Genomic DNA, 19,536 nt, shown 5'->3' with positions numbered 1-19,536 from the left:
GGTGGGCTGCGTTGTTTTTGTCGCACAACCAGTCTGATTCGGTCCGTCCCGGGTCGTGCGAACCTCCGGTATCCCCGCCGCTCGACACTGAAGGAGGCGCCCGATGATCGTGCCCGGCTACCGGGACTGCCCGACCGAGCCATGGGATCCGGGCTCACCGGTCGACCCCGGCGAAGCCGAGGACTTCCTGCGCCTGTGCTACACCGAGAACCCCCGCCTCGGGCCGGTCGAGCCGCGGCTCGCCATCGTCCGCGCGCAGATCGCCGCGACCGGCACGTACGTGCACACCACCGACGAGCTGACCCACGGCGCGAAGATGGCGTGGCGCAACGCGAGCCGCTGCATCGGGCGGCTGTACTGGCGAAGTCTCGTGGTTCTCGATCGACGGCGCGCCCGTACCGCCGATGAGATCTACTCCCTGCTGGTGCAGCATCTGCAGACCGCCGGAGGCGGGCAGATCCGGCCGGTGATCAGCGTCTTCGCCCCCGCCCAGCCCGGCCGGCCGCACGCCCGGGTCTGGAACGAGCAGCTGATCCGGTACGCCGGGTACCGCGCCGAGGACGGGACAGCGGTCGGCGACCCGCGGCAGATCGGCTTCACCGACGCGGTCCGCGGCTTCGGATGGCGGGGCAAGGGCGAGGCGTTCGACGTGCTGCCCCTGATCATCGAGACACCCGGCGAGGGGGTACGCGTCTACGAGCTCCCGGAACGTGCGATTCGTGAGGTGCCGCTCAGCCATCCCGAGTTCGGCTGGTTCGCCGAGCTGGGACTGCGCTGGCACGCGGTTCCGGCGATCGCGAACATGCGCCTCACGATCGGCGGCGTGCACTACCCGCTCGCCCCGTTCAACGGCTGGTACATGGGCTCCGAGATCGGCGCGCGCAACCTGGCCGACGCCGACCGCTACGACCTCCTGCCGCTCGTGGCCGCCCGGATGGGGCTGGACACCGGCCGGGAGTCGACGCTCTGGCGCGACCGGGCGCTGGTCGAGGTGAACCGGGCGGTCCTGCACAGCTTCGAGCGTGCCGGCGTCAAGATGAGCGACCACCACACCGAGTCGCAGCGGTTCATCACGCACCTGCGCAACGAGGAGAAGGCCGGCCGCCGGGTGCCCGCCGACTGGACGTGGATCGTCCCGCCCCTGTCCGGCGGCATCACCCCGGTCTTTCACCGCTACTACGACGAGTTCGACCAGCGTCCCGCCTTCTACCTCGACGACGAGGCCGCGGAGCTGGCGCGGGGCTGCCCTAGGCGAACTCGTTGATCGCGAAGTCGTCGCGGTGACGCCAGGAAGCCTCGGTACGGACGTGGTCGGCCCGCACCCACTTGAGCAGCTTGCGGTCGAACTCGGCCGCCGGGATGCGACCGGCCGCGCGCACCACGTACCCCTCGGAGGTGTCGGTGTCCCGCTGGGCGGCCCAGGCGGCACGCGCCTCGGAGAGGCTGCCGCCGCGGTAGAGGACCGGGACCACCGGCAGCTCCAGGCGGCGCGCCCAATCCACTGTGTCGTCCCAGCCGAGCAGCGTGTTCGTCTCGTCCCAGATGCCGAAGACGAGGAACACACCGGGCAGGTCGCGGTAGGCGACGCTGCGGCGAGCCCACATGGACTCGCCGCAGACCCGCCAGTCGTCGGGTATCCGGTACGCCGTCATCGCCCACAGCGCCTTGGCCGGCCGGTCCCAGGGCTGGGTGCCGGAGTCCAGCGAGCGGGCGAACATGGTGTCCCTGGTGAAGGTGAGGTTTCCGCCGTCCATCTTCTCGGTCACCACGAGCTCGCCGTCCAGCCAGGACAGATCGTGCTGAACACGATCATCGGCGGTCGCTCCCGGCGAGTCGGGCAGATGGAACGTCCGCGGGTACTTCACCACCCTAGAAATCCCCCTCCGCCACCTGGAAGACGGTCAAGCCGAGTTGCCGCCACATACGTACCACCTGTTGACGGTCGTCGAACACCCCCACGATCCGCCAGCGATCGCTGACCTCCCGGTCGAAGATCTCCCGCTTGACGATCGAGTCCTTCCGGCTGTCGCCTTCCGGCCGCATGAAGAGTGCTTCGTACGGCACGCCGACGAACAGCTCCAGCCAGGCCTCGGTCTCGGGGCGGCACACCTCGTCGCGCCCCGAGCAGAAGACGATCGCGTGGCCGGCCGCGTGCATCGCCCGGACCGCGGTGATGACCGCCGGGTTCGGCTCGTCCTCACCGACGCGCCCCCAGTCGTACGGGCTGCGCCCGCTCATCAGCGCCACCGTCCCGTCGATGTCGACCAGGACCGCCTGCGGCAGCTCCGGATCGGGCCGGTAGACGACACCCGGCCCACCCTGGTCGACGAACGGGACCGGCAGCGGCAGGTTCTTCCCGGCCAGGTAACGCTGGTGCATGCGACGGATCGCCTCCTCGCCGACCCGCTCGTCCTCGGGCCGGTCGACGTCACGCCGTACGCACTCGTCGACCGGCACGTCGGTGAAGTCGTGCACCTCGAACGACGCGTTGTACCGGGCTGCCATCTCGGCCCACTCGCGGACCGTCTTGGCCCGCATGTTCGTGTCGTCGACGATGACGCTCCCGCGGGCACGCAGCAGCGCCTCGACGGCCGCCCGCTGTGCCTGGGTGACCTGCGCCTCGGCACGCTGGGTGTAGAGCGGCCGCCCGTGCAGCATCCGCCGCAGGTCGTCGCGGTTGACCCGGACCACGTCCGGCTGCAGCTTGCGGGCGAACGTGGTCTTGCCGGAGGCCGGCAGGCCCCGGGTGATCAGAAGTCGTGTCATCGGGGTTTACTCCTTGACTGCCGGCCGGGCGCGCTGCCACAGGCCGGGACGGTAGTCCTTGCCGTCCAGCCGGAGGAAGAGCTCGGCACGGTACTCGGTCCGCAGAGCCTGCGCCGCGAACTCCTTGCGGCCCCAGCCCTCCGGCAATGAGGTGACGATCGTCTCGTAGGCGGCCTCGACAGCCGCCGCTCGAGCGTCGACCAGGGCGGTCAGCTCGGTCGCGATGCCGGTGACCCAGACGTGGAACTCGTCCGGGAGCGGCTCGACCAGAGCGTCCAGGTCGCCGCCGTTGGCGAGGATCTCCCACACGGTCCGCGGGGTGAGACCCGTCACCAGCCGGTGCAGGCGTACGTAGTCCGCGTACTTGATCTTCACTCGCTGGTCGGCGTCGACGAAATGGACGACCAGGCCCTCCCGGCCGTCGCGCGGCGGAGCGGCCAGCGCCTCGGCGAACGTCGCGTAGGTGAACGACTCCACCACCGGCCCCGGCCACTCCGGCACCGCCGAAGGCCCGAAGGTCCGGCCCGTCGCGATCTCCACCGCCCCGAGCAGCACCAGGTCGTCGAGACCTCGGTAGTCCACGACGATCCGGTTGCCCGGGTAGATGATCTCCACGAGCACGGTCAGGCCGGCTGGCGGGACGAACGACGCGTACCGGCCGCGCAGCACCTCGGTGGCGTGCAGTGCCTGGTCGGAGGCGAACGAGCCCCGGGTGGCGACGGCCCAGCCGGACCCGTCGTGATAGATCACACCGAGACTGCCGTCCATCTTCTCGGTCACGCTGACCATCGCGTCGGGCTCCAGGACCGGCGCGTGGCTCTCCGTGTGGTTGAAGAACTTCGTCATCGGCCGCGCCGCGATCCGGCCGTCACCGCCGACGATCAGGCCCCGGCACATCAGCGTGAGCGGGGTCCAGGCCGCCGAGTACTGGCAGTGCTCGGTGTAGTTGTAGATCTCGAACGGCAGACTCGGGTGGCGCTGCTTGCGGACCAGCCCGTTGTCGACCGCGGAAGCCAGCTCGGCCGGATCGAGGACGTCGTTCAGCAGCGTCATGGGAGTGCTCTCCAAGGGTGGGAATGCCGGGAGGAGCGCTCACGTTAACCAGCATGAATCCAGTTGCGCCTCCTGATTTCCGGCCGGACTCCAGGCATGGCAGACTGGTACATCGGCCAGTAAGGGTTCCGGTTCACGTCTCTGCTCATCACAGGCGACCCGGCGACCCGCACTTTCGAGAGGGACCGAGAAGACATGAAGAGCGGCATCCACCCGGAGTACGCGACCACCGAGGTCATCTGCTCCTGCGGCAGCACCTTCACCACCCGTAGCACCGCCAAGGGCGGCGAGATCCGCGTCGAGACCTGCAGCGCCTGCCACCCGTTCTACACCGGCAAGCAGCGCGTCCTCGACACCGCGGGCCGGGTGGCGAAGTTCCAGGCGAAGTACGCGAAGGTCACCGCCGCGAAGAAGAAGTAACCGCGTCGACGGCGCCCGTCCCGGATTCCGGGGCGGGCGCCGTTCGCATGTGGCCCGCTGTCCTCGGTTGGGAGAAGAACGATGAGCAACGACCGCCTTAGTACCCTTCTAGCCGAGTACGCAGACCTCGAGAAGCGGATGGAGGACCCGTCGATCCACGCCGACCAGGCGCTGGTCCGCCGGGTCGGGCGCCGGTTCGCGGAGCTCGCGCCGCTGAACACCGCCTACAACGAGCTGGAGGCCGCCCGCGCCGACCTGGTCGCCGCCGAGGAGTTGGCCGCCGAGGACCCGGCGTTCGCCTCCGAGGTCGAGGCGGTCGCCGCCGTGCTGCCCGCGCTGGAGGAGAAGCTCGGCGAGATGCTGATCCCGCGTGACCCGAGCGACGCCAAGGACGTGATCATCGAGATCAAGGCGGGTGAGGGCGGCCAGGAGTCCGCACTGTTCGCCGGCGACCTGCTGCGCATGTACACGCGGTACGCGGAGCGCCGCGGCTGGGTGGTCGAGGTCATCGACTCGCAGGAGTCGGACCTCGGCGGCGTCAAGGACATCTCGGTCGCGGTCAAGACGAAGGGCCTGCCCGAGGGCGGTCACGGCGTCTGGTCCCGGCTCAAGTGGGAGGGCGGCGTGCACCGGGTGCAGCGTGTCCCGGTCACCGAGTCGCAGGGCCGCATCCACACCTCGGCCGCCGGCGTGCTGGTGCTGCCCGAGGCCGAGGATGTCGAGATCCACATCGAGCCCGGTGACCTGCGGATCGACGTGTTCCGCTCGTCCGGTCCGGGTGGCCAGTCGGTCAACACCACCGACTCCGCCGTCCGGATCACGCACCTGCCCACCGGCACCGTGGTGAGCTGCCAGAACGAGAAGAGCCAGCTGCAGAACAAGGAGTCGGCGATGCGCATCCTGCGCTCCCGGCTGCTGGCGGTGGCCCAGGAGGCGGCGGACGCGGCGGCCGGGGACGCCCGCAAGGCCCAGGTGCGTACGGTCGACCGCTCCGAGCGGGTCCGCACCTACAACTTCCCGCAGAACCGGATCACCGACCACCGCATCGGCTACACCGCCTACAACCTGGACCTGGTGCTCGGCGGTGAACTGGACGGCGTGCTCGACGCGCTGGCCGGCGCGGACCGGGCGGCCCGGCTCGGTGGCGACACCGAGTTCAGCCGGCGGTAGAGACGACCAGCCGGTCGCCGAGCGAGCAGGCGATCCAGCGGCCCTGTGCGCTGCAGAAAAGCTGATCACCGGCGGCGATCCGGCCCAGCAGGGTGCTCCGCCCGGTGGTGGTGTCGAGCCGGCTCACGGCGCCGGTGGCCTGGTCGAGGGCCCGCAGCAGCATCGCGGTGCCCTCCTCCTCGTCCAGCGAGAGCAGGCTGCCGTTGCCGCCGGGGCCGATCACCCGCCCGGTCGCCGCGTCGACGAGGGACTGCTGCGGCTTGTCGTCGGTGCCGGCGATGAGCACGCGCTCCCCGCCCGGGACGGAGCCGATGAACTGGCCACCCGGCATCTCCCAGCGTTTCTCACCGGTCTCCGGGTCGACCGCCTCGAAAGAGCCGGGGAGGGTGTTGACACAGGCCAGTGGGCCGCAGTCCTGGACGTTCGCCCAACCCTTGGTGTCGCGGCTCCAGAGCGGGACCAGCTCGTCGGTCCGATAGACGGTCACCCGGCTCCGGTCACCGCTCGTGCCCAGGCCGGTGTCGATGACGACGAGCCGGCCGCCCACGGTGGTGAGACTGCTGCCCGCGCCGGTGGTGTACGACGTCGGCTGCCACGGCACCGACCCGGACGTCACCGGTGCGCCGTCGGCATAGCGCAGCACGGTCAGGTCGCCCTGCGGGGTGGCGGTGACCACTCGGGCCGGGGTGTCGCCGTCGAGCTGGACCATCACGATGTCGGACTTCTCCGGCGCGCGCCGTTCCCAGACGACCGAGCCGTCCCCGGTGCGGATCAGCCGGAGCCATGTCATCGTCCCGGTCGGGGTGCGCTCGTACATCAGCAGCGTGTCGCCGGTGTCCTGCCAGTGCGGGGCGCCGGGCCGCTTCCAGAGCGGCGCGCCGGTGGCCCTGTCGAGGGCCGTCAGCGAGCCGGAGTAGGAGTAGCTGACCGTGGCACCGTCGTCGGACGTGACGTCGATCGACTGCTCGTCACCGGGCAGCAGCAGCACATCCCCGTGCGGTGTGACGCTGAGCCAGGCCGGGCCGGTGTCGACCGGCCGGCGCCAGCGAACCACGCCGGTGCCCAACTCGTACGCGGTGATCTCGGTCCCGGTGCCGCGGGTCCGGTTCACGTAGAGCGCGTCGCCGTCGACCGTCATCGACTCCGCCTCCGAGAGCGGCGCCGACCACACCTCGTGCAGCACCGGCGGGCCGGGCAGCGCCGAACCGCCGAGCGCCAGAACGGCCAGCACCGCGATCACGGCCTTGGCCGGGCGGCGGACCCGGAACCGCTCGAACGCGCGGCGCCCGTCCGGATGGTCCTCCGGCTCGTCCGGCAGACGGCTGACGTCGCCGAGGTCGATCACGGACATGGTCATGTGGGTTTCCTGCTCGCGGCCGCGGCCGCCAGTGCCGCGCTCAGTCCCCGCCCGTTGGCCCCCACCTCCGACCAGCCCGAGGCCAGGCCGATCGACGTGCCCGGGACCAGGGCCTGCCAGTTCTCGGTCGTGGCGGCCGTGCCGATCCGTCGCGCCACCTCGGCCGCCTGGTGCGGGCCGGCCCCCGGAAGGACCAGCACGAACTCGTCACCGGCGAACCGGGCCACGAAGTCGCCACGCCGCATCACGCGGTGCAGCACACCGGCGATCCGTTGTAGCACCAGGTCGCCACAGTGCCGGCCGTGCCGCAGATTGACGGTGGTGAAACCGATCACATCGCAGACGCCGACGGCGGCCCGCTCGCCACGGGACAGCAGCGTGTCCACATACCGCTCCAGCTGACGGCGATTGGGCAGACCGGTCAGCGGATCGGTGAGGGTCTCGTCGCCGTACCGCCCGGGGTCGCGATGGGTCTCCTGAGCGTCGAGGCGGGCGGCCACCCCGTCCAGATAACCGTCCCGGAGCTGGTCGATGCGCAGGGCGGCGAGGCGGAACGCATACCGGTCGGCGGCGTGCGCGGCGGCGTGGTCACCCGCGCTGGCGTGGCAGATGCTGCGCAGCCGGGCCGGCTCGGCCGGGCCCAGCACCTCGGCCGAGACCGGCACCGCGGCCAGCATGGTCAGGGCCTGCTCCGGACGGCCGGACGCGATGGAGAGACAGACCGACCCGAGATGCCGCAGATCACGGGTACGGGCGCTGTCGCCGCCGCCGGTCAGCCAGCGTGCCGCCTCCGGCCCGGTGGGCTCGCCGAGCGCGGCACGGCGGGCCAGCGCGTAGCCGTACACCGTCCGGCTGCCCGGCCGCAGCCGGTCGGTGGCCAGGTAGCGGGACAGCTCGGCGTCCATGTCACGCAGCACCCGCAGGCAGCCGTCGGTGTCGCCGTGATGGTCGAGGGCGACCGCGTTGCGCAGCCGGATGCCAGGGGCGGCGAACACCTCCGGCGCCAGCCCGGCCGCCGCGCCGATCTCCCGGGCCTGCTCCACCGCCGTCAGCGCCTGGCCGTGGAATCCCAGGTAGGAGTAGGCCATGGCGAGATCGTGCCAGCCCCAGGCGGTCTCCGAGTCGCGTTCCGGAACGGCGGCCAGCGCGCGGGCCGCCTGCACCAGATGGGTCACTCCACGGTCCAGATTGCTCTGCAGGTGGGCGCCGAGCGCGGCGAACGCGTGCATCTGCCCGCGCAGGTAGGGCTCGGGCACCTCACGGACCGCCTCCGAAGCGGCCGCCATCGCGGCGGCCAGCTCACCGATCCGGCCCAGATTGATCAGGGCGCCGAAACGCTGGACCAGCGCGTACGCCCGGGTGGCCGGGTCCGAGGCGGAGGCGAGCACACGATCCAGGATGGGCAGGGCGGTCGCCGACTGGCCGTTCTGCTGGAGCTCTCCCGCGTGGCGCAGCTCATCGACGTGTTCCGCGAGCTGGTCCAACCAACTCACCAGGCGCCTCCCACGGCATCGGCGGGTCGCCGGCGGGCCCGCGTGCGCGACGTCCCATGATTATGCCGTGACACCGCGACACGAACACCCCCGCGAGGGCACGGATCGGGCTCGCCTGGCGCCGGAGCTGGCAGCGGCCACCGCCGATCTCGTCCGGGCCGGGGTGGCGTCGCCGCGCGTCGATGCCGAACTGCTCGTCGCGCACGTGCTCGGCGTGCCCCGGGGCCGGCTGCTGCTGATCGACACGATCCGTCCCGGGGAGCTGGCCCGGTTCCGGGAGCTGGTCGAGCGCCGGGCCGGCCGGGTCCCGTTGCAGCACCTGCTCGGCACGGCCGCGTTCCGGCACGTGGAGCCGGCCGTCGGCGACGGTGTCTTCGTGCCCCGGCCGGAGACCGAGCTGCTGGCCGGGTGGGGCGCCGAGCGGGCCGGGCCGGGCGCGCTCGTGGTCGACCTGTGCAGCGGCAGCGGCGCCATCGCGATCGCGATCGCCGACGAGACGAGGGCCGGGCGGGTGATCGCCGTGGAGCGGTCCCCGGCAGCGCTGGTCTGGCTGCGCCGCAACACCGCGGCGTACCCGGTGGTCGAGGTGGTGGCCGGCGACGTCACCGATCCCGGTCTGCTGTCCGATCTGCACGGCGCCGTGGACGTGCTGCTCTGCAATCCGCCGTACGTTCCGGACGGCACCCCGGTCCCGCCGGAGGTCACCGGCCACGACCCGGCCGAGGCGGTCTTCGGCGGCCCGGACGGCCTCGACGTGATCCGGCCGGTGATCGCGCTGGCCGGCGCGCTGCTCAAACCGGGCGGATCAGTCGGCATCGAGCACGACGACGTGCACGGCAAGGCGGTCCCGGAGCTGCTCCGTGCGGACGGCCGGTTCATCGAGGTGACCGCCCACGACGATCTCACCGGCCGCCCTCGATACGCGACCGCCCGCCGCCGGTGGGACAGCGCGTAGCCGCATGGCAGACTGCATCTCGTGATGCTCTACGACTGCGCCACCGTCGCGGACCGGGACCGCGGCATCGCCGCCGCTGTCGAGGCGGCCAAGAGCGGCGAGCTCGTGGTCTTCCCCACCGACACGGTCTACGGGGTGGGCGCCGACGCGTTCGCCACGCACGCGATCACCCAGCTCCACCACGCCCGTGGCTCGGACCGCCGGGTGCCGCCGCCGGTCCTGGTCGGATCCCGGCACACCCTGGACGGTCTGGTCTACTCGCTGCCCCGCGCGGCGCGGGAGCTGGCCGACGCGTTCTGGCCCGGAGCACTGACCATCATCGTGGAGCACTCGCCCAGCCTGCAGTGGGATCTCGGCGACACCGGAGGGCAGGTGGCCGTCCGGATGCCGCTGCACCCGGTCGCCCTGGAGGTCCTGCGCGAGGTCGGCCCGATGGCCGTCACCACGGCCAACAAGCTCGGCTCGCCCGCCCCGCTCACCGCCGACGAGGCGCGCGACCAGCTGGAGTATGCGGTGCGCGTCTACCTGGAGGCAGGGCCGGCCGCCGACCCGGCGCCGAGCACGATCGTCGACGTCACCGGTGACGTCCCCCGCATTCTCCGAGCCGGCGCGATCCCCCTCGGGAAACTTCGTGACGTCGTTCCGGACATCGTCGATGGGCAGGACTGAGTTGGCTCCGTTCACCGTTCTGCACGTCTGCATGGGCAACATCTGCCGGTCCCCGATGGCCGAGCGCCTGCTGGCCCGGGCCGTCCGGGAGCGGGCCGGCGACGCCGACGGCGCGCAGCTGCTGCGCAGTGTCAGCGCCGGCACCGGAGGCTGGCACGAGGGCGAGGAGATGAACCCGCCGGCCGCCCGGCTGGTCCGTGCCCGTCGCGGCTCCGACGAGGGCTTCCTGGCCCGCAAGCTGCGCGGCGACTTCATCGACGAGGCCGACCTGATCCTCACGGCCACCGCCGACCAGTACGACTACGTGGTGGCGCTGCGCCCCGACGCCGCCGCCCGCACCTTCGTGCTCGGCGAGTTCGGCCGCCTGCTGGGCGCCGTCGACAACGCGGCTCTTCCGCCCGCCGAGCCGAAACCGGAGGCGGTCCACAGCCGTGGCGCCGCGATCGTCGAGGCGGTGGCACGGCTGCGCGGCACCGAGGTGCCCCAGCCCGCCGACGACCTCGACGACCCGTGGGGCCGGGGCGACCAGACGTTCCAGCGCGTGGCCGACGAGATCGAGGACACCACGATGCCGCTCGCCGCGCTGCTCCTGCCGTGACCGCTTCACTGTGGCGTGACCGGATAGTCGTGCCCGACGCCGGCGGACTGTCCCGCGCGGCCGCGTTGCTGCGGTCCGGCTCGGTGGTGGCGTTCCCGACCGAGACGGTCTACGGCCTCGGCGCCGACGCCTTCGACGAGAAGGCGGTCGGCGAGATCTACCGGCTGAAGAAGCGGCCCACCTGGAACCCGCTGATCGTGCACGTCGCGGATGTCGCGGCGGCCCGTGCGCTCGCCGCGGACTGGCCGGACACCGCGGAGGATCTGGCCGCCCGCTTCTGGCCCGGCCCGCTCACCCTGGTCGTGCGCCGGGCGTCGCACCTGCCCGGCATCGGCGCCTCCAACGACACGGTCGCCGTCCGGGTGCCGGCCCATCCGGTCGCTCTCGACCTGCTGAGGGCCTCCGGGCTCCCGCTGGCCGCACCCAGCGCCAACCGCTCCGAGGGCATTTCGCCGACCACCGCCGAACATGTGGTCCGCAGCCTGCCGGACGTGCCGATGGTGCTGGACGGCGGCCCGTGCTCGTGGGGCATCGAGTCGACGGTGCTCGACCTGACCGGGGACGTGCCGCGGCTGCTGCGCCCGGGAGCGCTCAGCCTGCGGGTCCTGCGCGACGCGGCCGGCCCGATCGCGCTGCCCGGCCCGGGTGTCGAGGACGGCGCGGACCGCTCGTCGCCGGGCATGAGCCGCCGGCACTACGCGCCGCGGGCCAGGGTCGTCCTCTGCGAGGACGTGCTGTCCGTCGACCGGTCGGGCCTCACCGAGCCGATCGCGGTGCTGTCCTACGAGGGCACCGACGGGACGGAGATCCTCTCCGCCGACCCCCGGGAGTACGCCGCCGACCTGTACGCGGCCCTGCACCGGCTCGACGACGAGGGCTATCCCACCATCCTGATCCTCCAGCCGCCGCGGACCGAGGACTGGCTGGCCGTCCGCGACCGGCTGTCACGTGCGGCCGCCTGACGTCTCCGCGGTCCGGGTGATGTTGCGGGCCATGCCGTTGAAGACGATGCCGTGGAAGGGCAGCACCGACGCCCAGTAGAGGTGCCCGCCCAGACCCCGCGGCAGGAACACCGCCCGCTGCCGGTAGACACTGCCGCCGTTGCCGTCGGGTTCGGCGCGCATCTCCAGCCAGGCCCGGCCCGGCACCCGCATCTCGGCGCGCAGCCGCAGCAGGGCACCCGGCTCGATCTCCTCGACCCGCCACCAGTCGAGCGCCTCGCCGACCCGCAGCCGGTGCTTGTCCCGGCGCCCGCGGCGCAGCCCGACCCCGCCGGCCAGCCGGTCCAGCCAGCCGCGCACCGACCAGGCCAGGGGGAACGAGTACCAGCCGTTCTCGCCGCCGACGCCCTCGATGACCCGCCACAGCTCGCCGGGGCTCGCCTGCACCGGGCGGGACCGCTCGTCGACGTAGAGGCTGCCGCCGGACCAGTCCGGGTCGCTGGGCAGCGGCTCCGCCGACGGGTTCAGGCCGGCCGCGGTGGACCAGCGGGTCTCCACGTCCGCGTCACGGATCTTGCCGAGGGCCAGCCGGACCGCCTCGTCGAAACCGATCGGCGGGGGACCGGGCAGCACCTCGGCGATGTCGTTCTCGTGCGCCACCGCCTCGTGGATCAGGCTGGCCACCAGGGGACGGGCGATGCTGTTCGGAACCGGGGTGATCAGGCCGACCCAGTGGGCGGAGAGCCACGGGCTGAGGGGACGCAGCGGCAGCACGATCCGGCGGGGGAGTCCGGCCACCCGGGCGTACCGCTGCATCATCTCGGTGTAGGTCAGCACGTCGGCGCCGCCGATGTCGAAACCGCGGCTCACCTCGGGCGGGAGCCCGGCCGCGCCGATCAGGTAGCGCAGCACGTCGCGTACCGCGATGGGCTGGATCCTGTTCTTGACCCACCGCGGGGTGACCATGGCCGGAAGGCGCTCGGTGAGGTAGCGCAGCATCTCGAAGGACGCCGAGCCGGAACCGATGATCACCGGGGCGCGGAGCACCACCGTCGGCACGCCGCTGTCCAGCAGGATGCGGGCCACCTCGGCCCGGGAGCGCAGGTGGGCGGAGGGTCGCTCGTGCGCGGGCGGCTCCGGGCCGCCGAGATAGATGATGCGGCGTACGCCCGCCGCGCGCGCCGCCGTGGCGAAGTTCTTCGCGGCCTCCCGGTCGAGCTGCTCGAAGTCCGGCCGTCCCAGCGAGTGCATCAGGAAGTACGCGACGTCGACGCCCTCGAACGCGGCCGGCAGGGTCTCCGGCTCGGAGAGGTCCGCCTCGACGATCTCGGTCCGCCCGGCCCACGGCACGTCCCGCAGCCGCCCGGCGCTGCGTGCCAGGCATCGCACCTCATGTCCCGCTTCGAGAAGTCTGGGAGCCAGTCGCCCCCCGATGTATCCGGTCGCACCGGTCACCAAGCACCGCATAACTGCAGACTGTGCCCACGAACGAGGGGTCACAAGCCATATGCTCGGATCCGGAAGGCTCCTCGATCTCGGGAGGCCAGCGTGGGCACCTTCTGGGGGCCGGACTTCGCGATGCTCGAACGCGAGGATCCGGAGATCGCGTCCGTGCTCCTCGACGAGGTGGCACGCCAACGAGACACGCTCCAGCTGATCGCGAGCGAGAGCTTCACGTCGCCGGCGGTGCTGGCGGCGCTCGGGTCGACCCTGGCCAACAAGTACGCCGAGGGCTATCCGGGGCAGCGCTACTACGGCGGGTGCGCGCACGTGGACCGGGCCGAGGCGCTGGCCGTGGAGCGGGCCCGGGATCTGTTCGGGGCCGAGCACGTCAACGTGCAGCCGCACTCCGGCGCGTGCGCCAACCTGGCCGCCTACGCCGCGCTGGCCGAGCCCGGCGACGTGGTGCTGGCGTTGGGGCTCCCGCACGGCGGGCACCTCACCCACGGCAGCCGGGCGAACTTCTCCGGCAAGTGGTTCCACCCGATCGCCTACCGGGTCACGCGAGAGACCGAGCTGATCGACTACGACGAGGTACGTGACCTCGCCCTGGCCCACCGTCCGAAACTGATCATCTGCGGCGCGACCTCGTACCCCCGGCTGATCGATTTTGAGCGGTTCCGGCAGATCGCCGACGAGGTGGGCGCCTACCTGATGGTCGACGCGGCGCACTTCATCGGTCTGGTGGCCGGGCGGGCCGTGCCGTCGCCGGTGCCGTATGCCGACGTGGTCACCGGCACCACCCACAAGGCGCTGCGCGGCCCGCGTGGCGGCATGATCCTCTGCCGGTCCGAGTTGGCCCAGCGGATCGACAAGGCGGTCTTCCCGTTCGCCCAGGGCGGGCCGATGATGCACGCCATCGCGGCCAAGGCGGTCGCCTTTCGCGAGGCCGGCACCCCGGAGTTCCGCGGCTACGCCAACCAGACGGTGCGCAACGCTCGGGCGCTCACCGCGGGTCTGGCGACCGAGGGCCTGCGGCCGGTCACCGGCGGCACCGACAACCATCTCGCGGTGCTCGACCTGCGTGAGGTGGGCGTGACCGGGCGGGAGGCCGAGGCGCGTTGCGCACGGGCGGGCATCGCCCTCAACAAGAACCCGGTGCCGTACGACCCGGAGCGTCCCGCCGTGGCGTCCGGCATCCGGGTCGGCACGCCCGGCGTCACCTCGCAAGGTATGCGGGAGGGCGAGATGCGGCGGATCGCCGGGCTGATCGGCCGGGTGGTGCGGGACGGGCTGGACACCGCCGCCGGGGAGAAGGTGCTCCGTGAGGCGGCGGCCGAGGTGTCCGGGATCGTCGGCGACTTCCCGCCGTATCCGCTCGACGCCGATTCGCCGGCCGATTCCGCATACATGCGCTGAATCGAGCGGGAGCGAATTCCCGGGGGATTTCCGGGAACACCACCTTAACGAGCCTTAACCGGCGGTGGATTGATTCGCGGGGTGATCCGGGCGCGGTGATAGCGTGGCGCGCTGCGGGTCGTCTCGGCGCCGTGCATCGCTGCGGGTCGTCTTTCCGGCGTCGTGGTTCGCTGCGAGTGGTCTTTCCGGCGCCGTGGTTCGCTGTGGGTCGTCTCTTCTGGGGGTTGTGGTGAGTCAGGTGCCGACCGAGGAACGTCCGGCCCCGCCGGACAATCCGGGCTGGCGGATCGAGCATCTGCCGCTGCTCTCCGCGGTCTCGATGGCACTGCTGCTCTGCGCCGGTTCGGTGGGCTTCCTCACGGGTGGCCCCGACTCGGCCCTGGGGGCGGCGGCCGGCGTGTTGATCGTGACCGTCAGCTACACGATGTCCACCCTGGTCATCGCCTGGGCCGACACGGTCCGTCCGGCTTTGCTGATGCCCCTCGGGATGCTCACCTATGTGGTGAAATACTCCTTGTTGGGAGTCATCCTCGCCGTCGGCGTCGGCATCAAGTGGTCCGGCTGGGCCGCCCTCGGCTGGGGCATCGTCGCCGCCGTGGTGGTGTGGACCGGCGTCCAGGCCTGGTGGGTGCACCGCCACGTGATCCGGAAAGTGATCTAGGGCACCTCATCTGCCCTGGTCATCGGTGTGAGAACCGGGCAAGCGCCACTATCCGGTGACCTCCTGGCTCGTGCCGTGTTCCGATTTGGCGCGACAGGAGTACCGTGTCCAGTCAGTTGCGAGACCCCTGACGCCTGGACGACTACGGTTGTGCGGGGGGTCCCGCTTAGCTTCGTGTTTCCTGCTGATATCGTTCGGGCCGTCATGACCGGCCAGAAACCTCCCCCGAATCTCGCGGTGACGACGGTTCAAACCCGCCTCCTGACTCAGGCGCGGGCATGACCGCACTGTCGTATCTCATCGCGGGCATTCTGTCCTGGGGCGGGATCGGCTGGCTTGTCGACCACTTCGTCGGAACCACGGGCATCTTCGCCGGAATCGGCGCCGTTCTCGGGGTCGCCGGTGGTGTGTACCTCATCGTGCGCCGTCTCGGCGCCTGACAGGAAAGGGCCAAGGTGATCAGTCAGTCGGCGGTCCTCGCGGCGAACTTCCCGCCCAGCGTCGAGGACTTCTACCTGCCCAGCATCCTGCCGTGGAACCAACACGAGAGCTATTGGTTCACCAAGATCACGGTGTTGGTCTGGGTGGCGGTCGCGGCGATCATCATCTTCTTCCTGATGTCGTACCGGAAGCCGCAGTTGGTCCCGACGAAGAAGCAGTGGCTCGCCGAGAGCATCTACGGCTTCGTGCGCAACAACATCGCGGTCGACATGATCGGGCCGCAGGGCGTGCGCTTCGCGCCGTACCTGACGACGCTCTTCATGTTCATCCTGGTCAACAACTTCTTCGGCATCCTGCCGTTCGTGCAGATCTCCCCGATGTCGCACATCGCCTTCCCGGCGGTGCTCGCGCTGGTCACCTACGTGATGTTCATCTGGGTCGGCATCAAGAAGCACGGCATCGCGTATTTCGTGCACGCCGTCAAGCCGAACGCTCCGCTCGGCATCCTGCCGCTGCTGATTCCGATCGAGATCTTCTCGAACTTCCTCGTGCGGCCCTTCTCGCTGGCGGTTCGTCTCTTCGCCAACATGTTCGCGGGCCACATGCTGCTGCTGGTGTTCACGCTGGGCGGCTTCACGATGCTCAACGCGAACATCTTCCTGGCGCCGATCTCCGTGTTGTCCTGGGTGCTGACCATCGCACTGACCTTCCTCGAGTTCATGGTGATCTGCCTCCAGGCCTACGTCTTCACGGTGCTGACCGCGAGCTACGTCCAGGGTTCGCTCGCTGACGAGCACTGAGCAGTACTCGATCTCCTAGTAACACCCCGTTTGTCGTCCCGCGTGACAACCACGCGAGATCCCAGGAGGAACTGAGAATGATTGTCGCCGAAGTTGTTGGTAGCACCGCCGCCATCGGTTACGGTCTCGCTGCCATCGGCCCGGGCATCGGTGTCGGTCTGGTCTTCTCGGCCTACATCCAGTCGACCGCCCGTCAGCCGGAGTCGTCGCGCCTGACCCTGCCATTCGTCTGGATCGGCTTCGCCGTAATCGAGGCGCTCGCGCTCCTCGGTATCGCGTTCGGCTTCATCTGGCAGGGCACGTTCCCCGTCTGATCGCGGCCCTGTCTAGGAGGACCCCATGATGGACCTTTACCTGGCCGTGGCCGCGGAAGAGGCCGCCAAACCACACAACCCGATCATTCCCCTGTGGGAAGAGATCGTGGTCGGCTCGGTCGCCTTCGCGGTGCTCTGCTTCGTGCTGATCAAGTTCGTCTTCCCGCAGATGGAGAAGACGTTCCAGGCGCGGGTGGACGCCATCGAGGGTGGTCTCAAGCGCGCCGAGACCGCTCAGGCCGAGGCGAACCAGCTGCTCGAGCAGTACAAGACGCAGCTCGCCGAGGCCCGGACCGAAGCCGCTCGCATCCGCGACGAGGCCCGGGCCGACGCCGAGGGCATCCGTCAGGACGTGCTGGCCAAGGCTCGCGAGGAGTCGGACCGCATCATCACGGCCGGCAACGAGCAGCTCGCCGCCCAGCGTGAGTCCATCGTGCGGGAGCTCCGTTCCGAGGTCGGCACGCTTGCGGTCGACCTGGCCGGCAAGATCGTCGGCGAGGCTCTCGCTGACGAGGCCCGTACTCGTGGCACCGTCGAGCGGTTCATCGCCGACCTTGACACGGCTGGGCGGCGCTGATGACGTCGAGCGTAAGCCGTGAGGCCTACGGCGACGCGTCGGCGCAGCTCGCCTCGAACACCACGACGGCCACGGCCCCGCAGCTGGCGACGGTTGCCGACGAGATCCTGTCGGTAGCCGGCCTGCTGCGGGCCCAGCCCCGGCTGCGCCGCGCGCTGACCGACCCGTCCCGGCCCGGTTCCGACCGTGCCGGGCTGCTGAAGTCGTTGCTCGCGGGCAAGCTCTCCGAGATCGCGGTGAACGCGGTGGCCGCTCTGGTGGCCGGCCGCTTCTCGCGTCCGAGTGAGCTGCTCGACGCCACCGAGCGACTGGGCGTGGACGCCCTGCTCGCCTCGGCGGAACGGGACGGCAAGCTGAGCGACGTCGAGGACGAGCTCTTCCGGTTCAGCCAGATCGTCTCGGGCGACTCCGCCCTGGCCGTCACGCTGAGTGACGTGAGTGCTCCCATCGAGCGCCGCGTTAAGCTGGTGCAGGACTTGCTGAAGGGCAAGGTGCACGTGGCCACCGGCCGGCTCGTCGAGGTGGCGCTCACCGGTTTCGGTGGCCGTGGCTTCGAGGCCTCGCTGACCCGGCTGGTCGAGGCGACCGCTGCGAAGCGGGACCGTGAGGTGGCGTATGTGACGGTTGCGAAGCCGCTCACCGATGCCGACGAGCAGGCCCTGACCTCGAAGCTGTCCGCCGTCTACGGCCGTGAGGTGTCGCTGAAGGTGGACGTCCAGCCCGCCGTTCTCGGTGGTGTCAGCGTCCGGGTCGGTTCCGACCTCTACGACGGCACGGTCCTGCGCAAGCTGAACGCAGCCAAGCAGGCGTTCGCTAAATAGTCTTTTCCCCTCGATTCCCATCGAGAAGCCCCCTCGGCGGCGGTGACGTCCCGAGCTAGACAGAGAAGGCAGAGGATGGCCGAGCTGACCATCTCCTCGGACGAGATCCGGGGGGCGCTAGAGCGCTACGTCTCGTCCGCTGGAACCGACCTCACCCGTGAAGAGGTCGGCATCGTCTCCGACGCGGGCGACGGCATCGCACACGTCGAGGGTCTCCCCTCGACCATGGCGAACGAACTGCTCGAGTTCGCCGACGGCACCCTTGGTGTCGCCCTGAACCTCGACGTCCGCGAGATCGGCGCCGTGGTCCTGGGTGACTTCGCGAAGATCGAGGAGGGCCAGCCGGTCAAGCGCACCGGCCGTGTCCTCTCCGTCCCGGTGGGCGACGCCTTCCTGGGTCGCGTGGTCGACGCCCTGGGCAACCCGATCGACGGTCACGGTGAGATCGCGAACGAAGGCTTCCGCGAGCTCGAGCTGCAGGCGCCGAACGTGATGGCGCGGCAGCCGGTGAAGCAGCCGCTGCAGACCGGCATCAAGGCGATCGACGCCATGACGCCGATCGGCCGTGGCCAGCGCCAGCTGATCATCGGCGACCGCAAGACCGGTAAGACCACGGTCGCGATCGACACGATCATCAACCAGAAGGCGAACTGGGACTCCGGCGACCCGGAGAAGCAGGTCCGCTGCATCTACGTGGCGATCGGCCAGAAGGCCTCCACCATCGCCAGCATCCGGGGCACCCTGGAGGCGCAGGGCGCGTTGCAGTACACGACCATCGTCGCGGCTCCGGCCTCCGACCCGGCCGGCTTCAAGTACATCGCGCCCTACACCGGTTCCTCCATCGGTCAGCACTGGATGTACAACGGCAAGCACGTCCTGATCGTCTTCGACGACCTGACGAAGCAGGCCGAGGCGTACCGCGCCGTGTCGCTGCTGCTGCGCCGCCCGCCGGGCCGCGAGGCCTACCCGGGTGACGTCTTCTACCTGCACTCCCGCCTGCTGGAGCGCTGCGCCAAGCTCTCCAACGAGCTGGGTGCCGGTTCGATGACCGGCCTGCCGATCATCGAGACGAAGGCCAACGACATCTCGGCCTACATCCCGACCAACGTGATCTCGATCACCGACGGTCAGATCTTCCTCGAGTCGGACCTGTTCGCCTCCGGCGTGCGCCCCGCCATCAACGTCGGCACCTCGGTGTCGCGGGTGGGTGGTTCGGCGCAGGTCAAGGCGATGCGCACGGTCTCCGGCCGTCTGCGTCTCGACCTGGCCCAGTTCCGTGAGCTGGAGGCCTTCTCGGCCTTCGCCTCCGACCTGGACAAGGCGTCGCGTGCCCAGCTCGAGAAGGGCATCCGCCTGGTCGAGCTGCTGAAGCAGCCGCAGTATTCGCCGTACTCGACCGTCGACCAGGTCATCACGATCTGGGCCGGCACCACCGGCCAGCTCGACGACGTCGCGGTCGCCGATGTGCGCCGCTTCGAGCAGGAGTTCCTGTCCTGGTTCAAGCAGCACAACAGCGAGGTCTACACCTCGATCGAGTCGACGAACCTGCTGAGCGACGACAACATCGAGAGCCTGAAGGCCGGCGTCGTCGAGTTCAAGAAGGTCTTCCAGGGCAGCGCGACCGGCGAAAGCGGTAGCTAG

Annotated in this window: 21 protein-coding genes; 15 read left to right on the top strand and 6 right to left on the bottom strand. The window is 70.5% G+C overall.

Features of this window, described 5'->3' with window-relative positions:
- The first annotated feature begins 103 nt into the window (after positions 1–103).
- The gene (locus tag ACQPZW_RS44100; protein WP_433791953.1) at positions 104–1,264 is read left to right on the top strand and encodes a nitric oxide synthase oxygenase; all 1,161 of its coding nucleotides are present in this window, start codon (positions 104–106) and stop codon (positions 1,262–1,264) included.
- Here the strand turns inward: ACQPZW_RS44100 and ACQPZW_RS44095 are convergent.
- From ACQPZW_RS44095 to ACQPZW_RS44085, 3 genes are read right to left on the bottom strand one after another with little or no spacing between them, the layout of a single operon-like run.
- The gene (locus tag ACQPZW_RS44095) at positions 1,248–1,868 is read right to left on the bottom strand and encodes an RNA ligase family protein (protein ID WP_433791952.1); all 621 of its coding nucleotides are present in this window, start codon (positions 1,866–1,868) and stop codon (positions 1,248–1,250) included. The two genes, ACQPZW_RS44100 and ACQPZW_RS44095, sit on opposite strands and share 17 nt — an antisense overlap.
- A 1-nt stretch (position 1,869) precedes the next feature.
- On the bottom strand, positions 1,870–2,766 hold the full coding sequence (locus tag ACQPZW_RS44090) for an AAA family ATPase (protein WP_433791951.1): 897 nt from the start codon (positions 2,764–2,766) through the stop codon (positions 1,870–1,872).
- Between the two features lie 6 nt (positions 2,767–2,772).
- On the bottom strand, positions 2,773–3,819 hold the full coding sequence (locus ACQPZW_RS44085) for an RNA ligase (RefSeq protein ID WP_433791950.1): 1,047 nt from the start codon (positions 3,817–3,819) through the stop codon (positions 2,773–2,775).
- Between the two features lie 195 nt (positions 3,820–4,014).
- Here ACQPZW_RS44085 and rpmE point away from each other — a divergent pair, with 195 nt between their 5' ends.
- Together rpmE and prfA are read left to right on the top strand one after the other, a co-directional pair.
- Positions 4,015–4,239, top strand: coding sequence for a 50S ribosomal protein L31 (rpmE, locus tag ACQPZW_RS44080; protein WP_093619065.1), 225 nt, complete (start codon positions 4,015–4,017; stop codon positions 4,237–4,239).
- Between the two features lie 81 nt (positions 4,240–4,320).
- The gene (gene prfA, locus ACQPZW_RS44075; RefSeq protein WP_433791949.1) at positions 4,321–5,409 is read left to right on the top strand and encodes a peptide chain release factor 1; all 1,089 of its coding nucleotides are present in this window, start codon (positions 4,321–4,323) and stop codon (positions 5,407–5,409) included.
- Here prfA and ACQPZW_RS44070 read toward each other — a convergent pair.
- Positions 5,396–6,766 carry a PQQ-binding-like beta-propeller repeat protein gene (locus ACQPZW_RS44070; RefSeq protein ID WP_433791948.1) on the bottom strand — a complete coding sequence of 457 codons (1,371 nt, stop codon included), beginning with the start codon at positions 6,764–6,766 and terminating at the stop codon, positions 5,396–5,398. The two genes, prfA and ACQPZW_RS44070, sit on opposite strands and share 14 nt — an antisense overlap.
- Positions 6,763–8,259 carry a diguanylate cyclase domain-containing protein gene (locus tag ACQPZW_RS44065; RefSeq protein WP_433791947.1) on the bottom strand — a complete coding sequence of 499 codons (1,497 nt, stop codon included), beginning with the start codon at positions 8,257–8,259 and terminating at the stop codon, positions 6,763–6,765. The genes ACQPZW_RS44070 and ACQPZW_RS44065 overlap by 4 nt, the downstream gene beginning before the upstream one ends.
- Positions 8,260–8,326: 67 nt before the next feature.
- Between ACQPZW_RS44065 and prmC the strand changes: the two genes are divergently transcribed.
- Genes prmC through ACQPZW_RS44045 form a run of 4 tightly spaced genes read left to right on the top strand, consistent with a single transcriptional unit; the run spans position 8,327 to position 11,443 of the window.
- Positions 8,327–9,214, top strand: a complete 888-nt coding sequence (gene prmC, locus ACQPZW_RS44060; RefSeq protein ID WP_433791946.1) for a peptide chain release factor N(5)-glutamine methyltransferase — start codon at positions 8,327–8,329, stop codon at positions 9,212–9,214.
- A 24-nt stretch (positions 9,215–9,238) separates the two neighbouring features.
- Positions 9,239–9,883, top strand: a complete 645-nt coding sequence (locus ACQPZW_RS44055) for an L-threonylcarbamoyladenylate synthase (RefSeq protein ID WP_433797810.1) — start codon at positions 9,239–9,241, stop codon at positions 9,881–9,883.
- Position 9,884: 1 nt separating this feature from the next.
- A complete protein-coding gene (locus ACQPZW_RS44050; protein WP_433797808.1) occupies positions 9,885–10,481 on the top strand; it encodes a phosphotyrosine protein phosphatase in 597 nt (198 codons plus the stop codon).
- Positions 10,478–11,443 (top strand): L-threonylcarbamoyladenylate synthase, encoded by a 966-nt coding sequence (locus tag ACQPZW_RS44045; RefSeq protein WP_433791945.1) that lies wholly within the window; start codon positions 10,478–10,480, stop codon positions 11,441–11,443. Before ACQPZW_RS44050 ends, ACQPZW_RS44045 begins: the two co-directional genes overlap by 4 nt.
- Here the strand turns inward: ACQPZW_RS44045 and ACQPZW_RS44040 are convergent.
- Entirely contained in the window at positions 11,426–12,889 is a 1,464-nt protein-coding gene (locus tag ACQPZW_RS44040) for an SDR family oxidoreductase (RefSeq protein WP_433791944.1), read from the bottom strand. The genes ACQPZW_RS44045 and ACQPZW_RS44040 overlap by 18 nt on opposite strands.
- Before the next feature lie 81 nt (positions 12,890–12,970).
- Between ACQPZW_RS44040 and glyA the strand changes: the two genes are divergently transcribed.
- The 8 genes from glyA to atpA all read left to right on the top strand — a co-directional run bounded on the left by glyA (position 12,971) and on the right by atpA (position 19,536).
- Positions 12,971–14,281 carry a serine hydroxymethyltransferase gene (gene glyA, locus ACQPZW_RS44035; protein WP_433791943.1) on the top strand — a complete coding sequence of 437 codons (1,311 nt, stop codon included), beginning with the start codon at positions 12,971–12,973 and terminating at the stop codon, positions 14,279–14,281.
- Positions 14,282–14,519: 238 nt separating this feature from the next.
- Positions 14,520–14,942 carry a hypothetical protein gene (locus ACQPZW_RS44030; protein WP_433791942.1) on the top strand — a complete coding sequence of 141 codons (423 nt, stop codon included), beginning with the start codon at positions 14,520–14,522 and terminating at the stop codon, positions 14,940–14,942.
- A 278-nt stretch (positions 14,943–15,220) separates the two neighbouring features.
- Positions 15,221–15,382, top strand: coding sequence for an AtpZ/AtpI family protein (locus ACQPZW_RS44025; RefSeq protein WP_239143765.1), 162 nt, complete (start codon positions 15,221–15,223; stop codon positions 15,380–15,382).
- A 15-nt stretch (positions 15,383–15,397) separates the two neighbouring features.
- Positions 15,398–16,183, top strand: coding sequence for a F0F1 ATP synthase subunit A (gene atpB / locus ACQPZW_RS44020; RefSeq protein WP_433791941.1), 786 nt, complete (start codon positions 15,398–15,400; stop codon positions 16,181–16,183).
- 77 nt (positions 16,184–16,260) lie between these two features.
- Positions 16,261–16,497: a F0F1 ATP synthase subunit C gene (locus tag ACQPZW_RS44015; protein WP_433791940.1), complete on the top strand. Its 237-nt coding sequence runs from the start codon at positions 16,261–16,263 to the stop codon at positions 16,495–16,497.
- Between the two features lie 40 nt (positions 16,498–16,537).
- Positions 16,538–17,074 (top strand): F0F1 ATP synthase subunit B, encoded by a 537-nt coding sequence (locus ACQPZW_RS44010; RefSeq protein ID WP_433797807.1) that lies wholly within the window; start codon positions 16,538–16,540, stop codon positions 17,072–17,074.
- On the top strand, positions 17,074–17,895 hold the full coding sequence (locus ACQPZW_RS44005; RefSeq protein WP_433791939.1) for a F0F1 ATP synthase subunit delta: 822 nt from the start codon (positions 17,074–17,076) through the stop codon (positions 17,893–17,895). Before ACQPZW_RS44010 ends, ACQPZW_RS44005 begins: the two co-directional genes overlap by 1 nt.
- A gap of 75 nt (positions 17,896–17,970) precedes the next feature.
- Positions 17,971–19,536 (top strand): F0F1 ATP synthase subunit alpha, encoded by a 1,566-nt coding sequence (gene atpA / locus ACQPZW_RS44000; protein ID WP_433791938.1) that lies wholly within the window; start codon positions 17,971–17,973, stop codon positions 19,534–19,536.

Source organism: Actinoplanes sp. CA-252034 (assembly GCF_050956125.1).
Taxonomy (GTDB): domain Bacteria; phylum Actinomycetota; class Actinomycetes; order Mycobacteriales; family Micromonosporaceae; genus Actinoplanes.
Note: the sequence above shows the minus strand (reverse complement) of the source record. Positions and strands in the feature narration are given on the sequence as shown.

Bases quoted from the DNA above. Each gene is read 5' to 3' on its own strand.
- ACQPZW_RS44015 (WP_433791940.1), top strand. From the start codon at position 16,261: ATGATTGTCGCCGAAGTTGTTGGTAGCACCGCCGCCATCGGTTACGGT.
- ACQPZW_RS44070 (WP_433791948.1), bottom strand. From the start codon at position 6,766: ATGACCATGTCCGTGATCGACCTCGGCGACGTCAGCCGTCTGCCGGAC.
- atpA (WP_433791938.1), top strand. From the start codon at position 17,971: ATGGCCGAGCTGACCATCTCCTCGGACGAGATCCGGGGGGCGCTAGAG.
- ACQPZW_RS44100 (WP_433791953.1), top strand. From the start codon at position 104: ATGATCGTGCCCGGCTACCGGGACTGCCCGACCGAGCCATGGGATCCG.
- ACQPZW_RS44025 (WP_239143765.1), top strand. From the start codon at position 15,221: ATGACCGCACTGTCGTATCTCATCGCGGGCATTCTGTCCTGGGGCGGG.
- ACQPZW_RS44085 (WP_433791950.1), bottom strand. From the start codon at position 3,819: ATGACGCTGCTGAACGACGTCCTCGATCCGGCCGAGCTGGCTTCCGCG.
- ACQPZW_RS44090 (WP_433791951.1), bottom strand. From the start codon at position 2,766: ATGACACGACTTCTGATCACCCGGGGCCTGCCGGCCTCCGGCAAGACC.
- rpmE (WP_093619065.1), top strand. From the start codon at position 4,015: ATGAAGAGCGGCATCCACCCGGAGTACGCGACCACCGAGGTCATCTGC.
- ACQPZW_RS44005 (WP_433791939.1), top strand. From the start codon at position 17,074: ATGACGTCGAGCGTAAGCCGTGAGGCCTACGGCGACGCGTCGGCGCAG.
- prfA (WP_433791949.1), top strand. From the start codon at position 4,321: ATGAGCAACGACCGCCTTAGTACCCTTCTAGCCGAGTACGCAGACCTC.
- ACQPZW_RS44055 (WP_433797810.1), top strand. From the start codon at position 9,239: ATGCTCTACGACTGCGCCACCGTCGCGGACCGGGACCGCGGCATCGCC.
- ACQPZW_RS44040 (WP_433791944.1), bottom strand. From the start codon at position 12,889: ATGCGGTGCTTGGTGACCGGTGCGACCGGATACATCGGGGGGCGACTG.